Here is a 9319-nt window from a genome sequence, read left to right as displayed (position 1 = left end):
CCGATGAAAGCGATGTGTCGCATGTCAGAACCGTGTGATGACGGTGACGCCGACGGATTGGAACTTGTCCATCTCCATCAGGGCCTTGGGGGCGTCAGAGAGGCTGATCTGCTGACCCACCAGCCGCGACGGGTCAATCCGCCCGGATGCCACCATGTCCAGCATCGCACCATAGCGGTGCGCCTGCATCCCGTGGGAACCGAGCAGCTCGATCTCTTGCCCGACGATCTTGGGCATCGGGATCGCGGGGGCGGCGTGCTCACCCAGCATCAGCCCGACCTGCACGTGCTTCCCTCGAGGCCGCAGGCAGAGGATCGAGTTGGTCATGGTCACGGGATGTCCCAGCGCATCAAGCGAGACATGTGCGCCGCCCTTGCTGAGCTCGTGGATGGCGGCTGGGACGTCCGCCTCGCGCCCGTCGATCACCGCCACCGCGCCAAGCTCCTGCGCCATGGCCAGTTTGGCCGGGTCCAGATCGACGCCGATCACGTTCGCGCCCGCAGCCGCGGCGATCATGACCGCAGACAGGCCGACGCCGCCACAGCCATGCACCGCGACCCATTGGCCCGCGCTGACCTTGCCCTGGTCGATGACCGCCCGGAACGACGTGGCGAAGCGGCATCCGAGGCTGGCGGCGGTGGCGAAGTCCATCCCCTCGGGCAGCGCCACGAGGTTCAGGTCGGCCTGATGGATCGGTACGTATTCCGCGAAGGATCCCCAGTGGGTGAAGCCCGGTTGTTCCTGATGCAGACAGACCTGCTGGTTGCCGGAATGGCATTCCGAACAGCTGCCGCAACCGCAGATGAAGGGCACGGTAACCTTGTCGCCGGGCTTCCAGTTCCTGACGTCGCGGCCCACGGTCTCGACCACGCCCGCCAGCTCGTGGCCGGGCACATGCGGCAGGTCGATGTCGCTGTCGTGGCCCATCCAGCCATGCCAGTCGCTGCGGCAGACACCTGTAGCCGCGACCTTCAGCACCACGCCATTCAGGTCGGGCGTGGGGTCGGCGACAGTGGTCAGCTTGGGGACTTCCTGAAACTTCTCGAAGAGGACGGCTTTCATGGCAGGGTCTTTCGGCTCTGGGCGGATGGGCGGCATCTTAGCCCCGCTGTCGTGAAATACCTTTGCCAATCTTCCCTGCATTGCGGATATTCAGGGCAGGTTCCGCCAAAACGGATCCATTTCAAGAGGGAAGCTGCCCCATGCCAGAGATCGATGCCGTCAATGCCCAGCTTCTGACCCTGTTGCAGGAGGACGGTCGCATGACCAACGCCAGGCTCGCTGATCGCCTCGGGATGAGCGAGACGCCGTGTTGGCGCCGACTGAAACGGCTTGAAGAGAGCGGCTTCATTGAAGGCTACCAGGCCAATCTGAACCGTCGCAAGCTGGGCCTCGGCGTCATGTCCTTCGTCCAACTGCGCTGTTCCGAGCATGACCAGGCCGCGACTGCCGAATTTCAGCGCATCGTCGAGACCACGCCAAACATCCTCGCCTGCCACAACACCACCGGGGCGGATGACTTTCTGCTGATCGTGGTGGCGCGCGACCTCGACGACTACAGCACCTTTGTCGACAGCACGCTGCGCCGGCTGCCAGGCGTGACGAGCATCCGCTCCAACCTGTCACTGAAGGAGATGAAGGCGTCCAGCAAACTGCCGGTGACCTCAACTGCCAGACGTTGAGCCGAAGACTTTCCAGGGCGCCAGCACATGCTCGCCCGGGAAACATGGCGCTCCAGGCCCTCCGCGTCGTAGCTTGGGCGGAAGCTGTGCCTTGAACCAATGTCGCGGAAGGGCCGGGACCGGCCGATTGCAGCGTCCGGAACGAAGGGCCGGTTTGCGCTGGATCGGGTCAATCCATGTTGGCGATCCCCCCTCACATCGGAAAGAACACCGGGATCAGCAGGACTGCGGCCAGGCCCACAATGATGTTCATCGGGATCCCGATCCGCAGAAAGTCGGCAAAGCGATAGTTCCCGGCTCCGTAGACCAGCGTGTTTGTCTGGTATCCGATCGGCGTGGCGAAGCTCGCGCTGGCCGAGAACATAACCGCGACCACGAAGGCCTTTGGGTCGACACCAAGCTGTGCGGCCAGCGAGATGACGATCGGAGTGAAGATCACGGCGACGGCGTTGTTGGTCACCGTCTCGGTCAGGATGGACCCGACGGTGTAGATCGCGACCAGCGTCACGAAAGGCGGAAGCCCCTGCAGCCATGGCGCCAGAGCGCCCACGATCAGCTCGACCGCTCCGGTCTGTTCCAGCCCCGCCCCGACGATCAGCATGGCGAAGATCAGGATCAGGATCGAGGCGTCGATCGAACTCCAGGCCTCGTCGTTGTCGATGCAGCGCAGGAGCAGCATCGCGGCCACGCCGACAAGGGCCAACAGGCCGATGGGCATCACGTCGAAGGCAGCCAGGCCCACGATTGCCATCAATGTCAGCACCGCGATCGGGGCCTGCCGGCGACGGTAGGCGCGCCCGCTCGGGGCGTTGACCGAAACGACATCGCCTGACTTGGCCAGCTCCTCGAAGCCTTCGGAGGTGCCCTCCAGCAGCAGCTTGTCCGCCGGGCGCAGGCGCACGCTGGACAGGTCCGCCCCCGCGATGTGGCCCGGACGGAAGGCCCCCAGCACCCGGATGCCGGCGCGCCGGCCGAGGGCCAGATCGGCGATGCGGACGCCGGTGCTGCGACGTGTCGGCGTGACGACCACCTCGGCCACGCGGACCTGTGCGTCCGGGTCCAGCTCGATCGACCGGCGCAGGCCCACACGCAGGCCAGTCTGTTCGGCCAGGGTCAGCAACTCCGAGGTCCCGGTCTGGACGATCACCGCATCGCCCTTGCCCACGACAAGATTGTCGACATCGCCCCGCACGATCCTGGCGCCCTGTCGGACACCGGTGACGCGGACGCCCGCGCGCTGGAAGTCCGCGATCTGGGCCAGGGTTTTCCCGAGGTGTGGATAGTCCTGCTGCAGCGTCACCTCCGAGAGATAGATCGTCTCGGGCGCCTCGCCGGTTTCCTTCGGCGCACGATCCGGCAGCAGGTACCGGCCCAGGATCATCATCGAGATCCCACCGACCAGCGCCACGCCGATCCCGACGGGGGCGATCTCGAAGATCGAGAAGGGGGCCAGTCCGGACTCGCGGGCGACCCCATCCACGAGGATGTTCGTCGAGGTCCCGATCAGCGTGCAGGTGCCGCCCAGGATCGCGGCATAGGACAAGGGGATCAACAGCCGTGTCGGGGCCAGCTGAAGGCTGTCCGCTAGCCGGATCACCACCGGGATCAGAACCAGCACGACCGGGGTGTTGTTCATGAAGGCCGAGGCCAGGATCGTCGCGCCGACAAAGACCACGATGGCCACCACCGGGTGCGACTTGGCGCGATCGACCAGCACGTTTGCCAGCGCGTCCAGCACGCCGGTGCGCACCAGGGCCCCCGAGACCACGAACATCGCCGCAATCGTGATGGGCGCCGAGCTTGAGAAGACGTTCATCACCTGATCGCCATTCACCAGCCCCAGCACGATGAAAAGGGCCGCCCCGCCGGCTGCGGTGACGTCGGGGGGGTATTTCTCGATGGTGAATGCGATGAAGAGAAGGACGAGAAGCACGATCGCGAGGACCGCCGCGTCGATGCCCAGAAACTCTGCCATTTTTCTTTTCCAAGTCAGGGACGTCCTGACGGGAGAACTGTCACACAGGCAAAAAGGTTTGGCGAAGGAAGTTCTTGTTGCCTCATGGGCGACTGGCGGAACTTTGCTCGCTGGCACTTGGCAAGGCGCACGCGAGGCCGCCCTCCGGAAAAATCGTGGCCAACGCTTCGGCATGGTGCCTGGGACTGTGAAGCGGATCAGAAATAAAGGGGGGCCTGTGGCCGACACCGTGACCAGGTGTTCGAGCGGACCCTGAAGGTCCAGCCAAGTCATTGGTACCCAAGGTCGGACTCGAACCGACACGCCTTGCGGCGGGGGATTTTGAATCCCCTGCGTCTACCATTCCGCCACTTGGGCCCGAAACGTCGTTTTCGGAACTTTGGTTTAACCAGCGGCGTCGGTCGCGTCCAGAGGAAAGCGTGGAGTGGGGCGGGGAGACCGCAGGGCTCCCGCGTCGGAGGGGGCTCGATGCCCCCGAGGGCGCGCGCCTCCGCCCGGCTTTGGCCCCGTAATTCGGCTCCGTTTCGGGGAGGTCGCAGGAGCAGCGCCGCCCGGGACGGTGCCGGGCGTGCTCGTCGGGGCCTTGATTCGCACTCCTCCCGATCAAGGGCGGAACACGCTTCCCCGGGGCGGAAAAACGCATGGGATTTGATGCAACCTGAGCACAGACGGCCGGTGCGCGGCACAAAAAGTGGTCAAAATAAGGAGGGAATGAGGCCGGTGCGGCAGGTGTATACTGTTTCTTGCGCAGAAACGAATGTGGCAGCTCCGTGGCGAACCAATGCCGCGGCTGCAAGATTATCCATTTCATGGCATAGGGTTAGTTACATCTGCGTGGCTTAACCATGTCAACAATGGACGCAAAGCGGGCCGTGAATGTGTCTGGAATGCGGCGGCAAAATTGTCGATTTCGCCTGATGTGCGCCTTTTTCTTGCCTCTTTTCCCCTTTGAGACTGGGCGTATAAACGGTAACACCGTAGTGCCCGTCTGGGAGGGCACCTTTTTTCGGGACCGGGGGCGGTCCCTCGAAAATGTCTTGTGTCGTCACGATGCGGACCGGGTTCAGGATCGGCGCCGATTTGATGGTGCCGATGGGACACACCTGTTTGGGCACCCGGAGTCACCGCATCTTCAGCGCAGGATATTGTTGAAATTCTCGCGTCGACCTGTTGAACGGGCGCGCGCACCGGCCGGGACAGGGCCGGGGGTAGAGAGAGGGTGACGAGATGGGCGGTTCGCACGGCTCCTATGGGGGCGGCTACGGCGGATATGGCGGCTACGGCAGTCATGATGACGACGACGATTGCTACGGCGGCGGCAGCGGCTCGAACCCGGATGGCTACGTCGAGGGCACCTCGGGCAACGATACCATCGACGCCTCCTACGACGGCGATCCCGACGGCGATCACATCGACAATGACGATGCCATCCTGGATGGCGAGACCGGCGACGACGACATCGTGCTGGCCGGGGGCGGCTCGGACTCCGTGCTGTCAGGGGCCGGCGATGACGAGGTCTACGCGGGCAGCGGTCACGATACCGTCGAGGCCGGTTCGGGCGATGACATGGTCTCGGGCGGGACGGGCAACGACGATCTCTACGGCGGCAGCGGCAATGACGTGATCTACGGCGACACCGGCGCTGCGTCGGATGGCGTGCGCGAGGATTTCGACTGGGACAAGCTGCGCGACTACTACGGCAACTCGATCAACGACGGCGAGAAGATCTACAACCAGATCCAGGACACGGGTCAGGTCAATGTCACCTTCTCGACCTCGCACACCAACGGATCGCCGCAGACCAGCTACCGCGACGATGTGCAGAACATCGACGGTGTGCGTCCCGAGGACGGCGGTTCTGTCGACAGCACCTCGGGGATGCTGTCCTACCTCGACCAGAAGGGCGAGTCGGCCACCTATACCTTCAAGTTCTCTGCCGAAGTCGATGACGTCAGCTTCCGCATCAACGATATCGACCTTTCCTCCAAGGTGATCATCCGGGCCTATGATGCCGACGGCAACCTGGTCGAGATCGATGTGGATGCGGGCAGCAAGGTCATCGCGACGGATGAGGACAGTGCCGGGGGCACCGAGACGCTGCTGTCTGGCGTGCCGTACAGCGACTATGCGACCAACGCGGGGCAGACTTCGGCGCTGGTGACCATTCCCGGCCCGGTGACGAAGATCGAGATCGTCCACACCCAGGTCGCCAGCGGCACCGCCGGCATCCTGATGACGGACATGTCCTATGACGTGACGCCGGACTACGTGGACGGCTCGCAGACCACCTCGTCGGACGGCAATGACGAGATCAGTGGCGGCTCGGGCGACGACACGGTCTTCGGCGAGGGCGGAGACGACACGATCACCGACGGCGCCGGGGCGGACCTGTCCTATGGTGGCGCCGATCGCGATACCTTCATCGGCGCCTCTGTCGGGGACCATGTCGATGGCGGCGAAAGTGGCGACGACTACGACACGCTGGACCTGCGCGGCCTCAAGGTCACGGTCGAACAGGCGTCGGGCGATGACGAGGCCGGGACGGTCACCTTCTACGATGACGAGAACAACGTCACCGGGACGATGACCTACGAGAACATCGAGAACGTCCTGACCGATCCCAATCCGCCGAACCCGACGAGCGACGGCATCGTCATGGGCACCACCGGCGACGATTCCATCGATACCGCCTACGACGGCGATCCGGATGGCGATTTCGTCGACAATGACGATGCGATCATCGTCGGCGACAGCGGCGATGATGACGTGATCCACGCGCGCTCGGGCGATGACACGGTGGCGGCCGGCGAGGGCAGTGACGAGGTCTACGGCGGTGCGGGCAACGACAGCATCGGCACCGGATCGGCCAGCCAGGCGCTGGACCACGAGACCTTCGACGGCATCCCCTACGAGACCGGCGACGACCAGCGCGATGACCTCGACTGGGTCGATGGCGGCTCGGGCGATGACACGATCTCGACCGGCGACGATGCCGACACGATCTTCGGCGGCACCGGCCACGACAGTATCGATGGCGGCATCGACGACGACCTGATCTATGGCGGCGCCGGCAATGACACCATCGACGGCACCCAGACCGACTCCAACCTCGGCTCGCTTGGCAATGACGAGATCTGGGGCGGGTCGGGCGACGACAGCATCGTCGCGGGCATGGACCTGTTCTCGGACTACTCGGGCGACGATCCGAACCTGCCCTACAGCTTCGATCCCTCGGCCACGTCCGACCCGAACCCCTATGACGAGCGGGATACGGTCTATGGCGGCAGCGGCAACGATACGATCCTCACCGGCGACGACGCCGACCTGATCCATGGCGGTTCGGGCGAGGACCTGATCTATGGCGGCATCGACGATGACACGATCATCGGCGAGATGGGGGCCGACGTGATCTTCGGCGGTCACGGCTCGGACAGCATCCAGGGCAACTCGGGCGACGACGTGATCGACGCCTCGGCCTCGACCAGCGGCATGCTCTATTCGAACGAGCCCGATGCCACCGACCCGCTGCCCGGCAACGACAAGGACACCGTCAGCGGCGGGCGCGGCGATGACTCGATCATCACCGGCGACGACGATGACGTGCTCTATGGCGAATCCGGCGACGACACGCTGGATGCGGGCATCGACGATGACAGCATCTACGGCGGTCGCGGCGCGGATGTGATCTATGCCGGATCCGGCGACGACCTGGTCGAGGGTGCGTCGGGGGATGACGAGATCAGCGCGGGCGCCGGTGCGGATGTGGTTACCGGCGGTGCCGGCAACGACACCATCGCGAACGACGGCGACGACGATGTTGACATGATCTATGGCGGCGGCGGTCGCGACGTGATCACCGGCGCCGGCATCGGCGACGTGATCGACGGCGGCAGCTCGGGCGACGACTACGACACGCTGGATCTGACTGGCTCGGCGCCCGCAGGCGGGCGGATCGAGATCAAGTACACCTCGCCCGACCAGGAAGACGGCAAGGTCGAATACTACGACGCCGACAACAACCTGCTTGGCACGTCGACCTTCACCGACATCGAGAACATCGTGCCCTGCTTCACGCCGGGAACGCTGATCGCGACGCCGCGCGGCGAAGTGCCGGTGGAAGAGCTGCAGGCCGGCGACCGGGTGATCACCCGCGACAATGGCATGCAGCCGATCCGCTGGATCGGCACCCGTCACCTGAAGGGCGGAGAGCTGCTGAAAGCGCGGCACCTGCAGCCGGTGCTGATCCGGCGCGGGGCCCTGGGCCATGGCCTGCCCGAGCGCGACATGGTGGTCAGCCCGAACCACCGCATGCTGATCAACAACGACAAGACCGCCCTCTATTTCGAGGACCGCGAGGTGCTGGTCTCGGCCAAGCACCTGACCGGGCTTTCGGGGGTCGAGCGGCTGGCGGCCGAGCAGACGACCTACATCCACTTCCTGTTCGAGCAGCACGAGGTGGTGCTGTCCGACGGTGCCTGGTCGGAGAGCTTCCAGCCTGGGCATCAGACGATGGACGGTCTGGGCAATGCGCAGCGCAACGAGATCTGGGAACTCTTCCCCGAGCTGAAGGGGCAGGAGGGTCTGCAGGGCTACGGCGCCGCCCGCAAGACGCTGAAGCGCCACGAGGCGGAGCTGCTGACCCTCGATTGATTCGACATGCGGACTTGCAGCCGGGCCATGCCATCGGGGGACGGCATGGCAGGCGTCGGGGCCCAGGCCCGGACGCCACCCGGCCCGCCCGTGGGCGCTGTGGTGGATGGGGACCAAGACCACCGCAGCGCCCCGGGCGCGGCTGACAGCGCGGTGAATGCTCTGGGTAGTGTTCCCCGGGCGTGTACAATCCCGGCGGGCAACTTGCTGAACGTAAAGTAAAATCGGCGCGGGCGTGCGACCGATACCCCGAATCACCGGGGCGTCCGGCCAGTGCAGCTTGACCTCTCGCGCATGGCTGCCTTGCGCCCAGCGTGACCTTAAGGTCACCTCGCACTTCTGGCGCGTGGTTAATTGTTCTCCCTTCCGCATCCAATTTTGTTTTCGTACCTGCATTGCAGGCTGCGCTGGCGAAAATGCCAACGTCCCGATTGCTATTCTTCGAAAATTTTGGCTATCTCCGCTCCAGGGGGCGCAAAGGCCGGGCGCTGCCGATGAAAATCGGAAACCGGACTTTCAACACATCAAGGACACGGACCGGCATGGGCTCATGACCGGTGCCAGCAAGTCGCGCTTCGGAGGTAGAAAATGAGTGGTAGTCACGGCGGGTCGGGCTCGGGTCACACGATCTCGGGGACCAGCAACAACGACAGCCTGCAGGGCACCAGCTGCGACGACACGATCTATGGCCAGCAGGGCCAAGACCGGATCGAGGGTCGCGGCGGGGATGACGACATCTACGGCGGTGACGGCAACGACACGCTCTATGGCGGGTCCGGCGACGACCTGATCGACGGCGGCACCGGCAGCGACAAGATCTACGGCGGCGCGGGCAATGACACGCTCTATGGCGGCGATACCAACGACACCATCTACGGCGGATCCGGCAATGACTGGATCGAGGGCGGCAACGTCGAGCGACTCTCTCGAGGGCGGGCGCGGCAACGACACGCTCTATGGCGGAGAGGCCGAGGACACGCTGATCGGCGGCTCGGGCGACGACCTGCTCGAC

The 9319-nt window shown here is 64.6% G+C and carries 4 protein-coding genes, 1 tRNA gene and 2 pseudogenes; 4 read left to right on the top strand and 3 right to left on the bottom strand.

Translation table 11 applies throughout. The annotated features are described in order from the left end of the window. Positions 1-24: 24 nt before the first annotated feature. Entirely contained in the window at positions 25-1062 is a 1038-nt protein-coding gene (locus OS124_RS0122690; protein WP_010142330.1) for a zinc-dependent alcohol dehydrogenase family protein, read from the bottom strand. A 140-nt stretch (positions 1063-1202) separates the two neighbouring features. Here OS124_RS0122690 and OS124_RS0122685 point away from each other — a divergent pair, with 140 nt between their 5' ends. Beyond that, positions 1203-1682 (top strand): Lrp/AsnC family transcriptional regulator, encoded by a 480-nt coding sequence (locus tag OS124_RS0122685; RefSeq protein ID WP_010142329.1) that lies wholly within the window; start codon positions 1203-1205, stop codon positions 1680-1682. A gap of 193 nt (positions 1683-1875) precedes the next feature. Here OS124_RS0122685 and OS124_RS0122680 read toward each other — a convergent pair whose 3' ends face one another. Together OS124_RS0122680 and OS124_RS0122675 are read right to left on the bottom strand one after the other, a co-directional pair. Next, the gene (locus OS124_RS0122680) at positions 1876-3657 is read right to left on the bottom strand and encodes an SLC13 family permease (RefSeq protein ID WP_010142328.1); all 1782 of its coding nucleotides are present in this window, start codon (positions 3655-3657) and stop codon (positions 1876-1878) included. 273 nt (positions 3658-3930) lie between these two features. Beyond that, a tRNA-Leu gene (locus OS124_RS0122675) sits at positions 3931-4014 on the bottom strand. 870 nt (positions 4015-4884) lie between these two features. On the opposite strand from OS124_RS0122675, the gene OS124_RS28110 reads away from it, so the two are divergent. The 3 genes and pseudogenes from OS124_RS28110 to OS124_RS28395 all read left to right on the top strand — a co-directional run. Further along, on the top strand, positions 4885-8307 hold the full coding sequence (locus tag OS124_RS28110) for a Hint domain-containing protein (RefSeq protein ID WP_010142327.1): 3423 nt from the start codon (positions 4885-4887) through the stop codon (positions 8305-8307). A gap of 588 nt (positions 8308-8895) precedes the next feature. Beyond that, positions 8896-9174 (top strand): annotated as a pseudogene (locus tag OS124_RS27815) (calcium-binding protein); the annotation flags it as partial. Next, a pseudogene (locus tag OS124_RS28395) lies at positions 9143-9319 on the top strand (hypothetical protein); the annotation flags it as partial. The pseudogenes OS124_RS27815 and OS124_RS28395, both read left to right, overlap by 32 nt.

The sequence above is a fragment of the Oceanicola sp. S124 genome (genome assembly GCF_000220565.1).
In the GTDB taxonomy this organism is placed as follows: domain Bacteria; phylum Pseudomonadota; class Alphaproteobacteria; order Rhodobacterales; family Rhodobacteraceae; genus Pseudooceanicola.
Note: the sequence above shows the minus strand (reverse complement) of the source record. Positions and strands in the feature narration are given on the sequence as shown.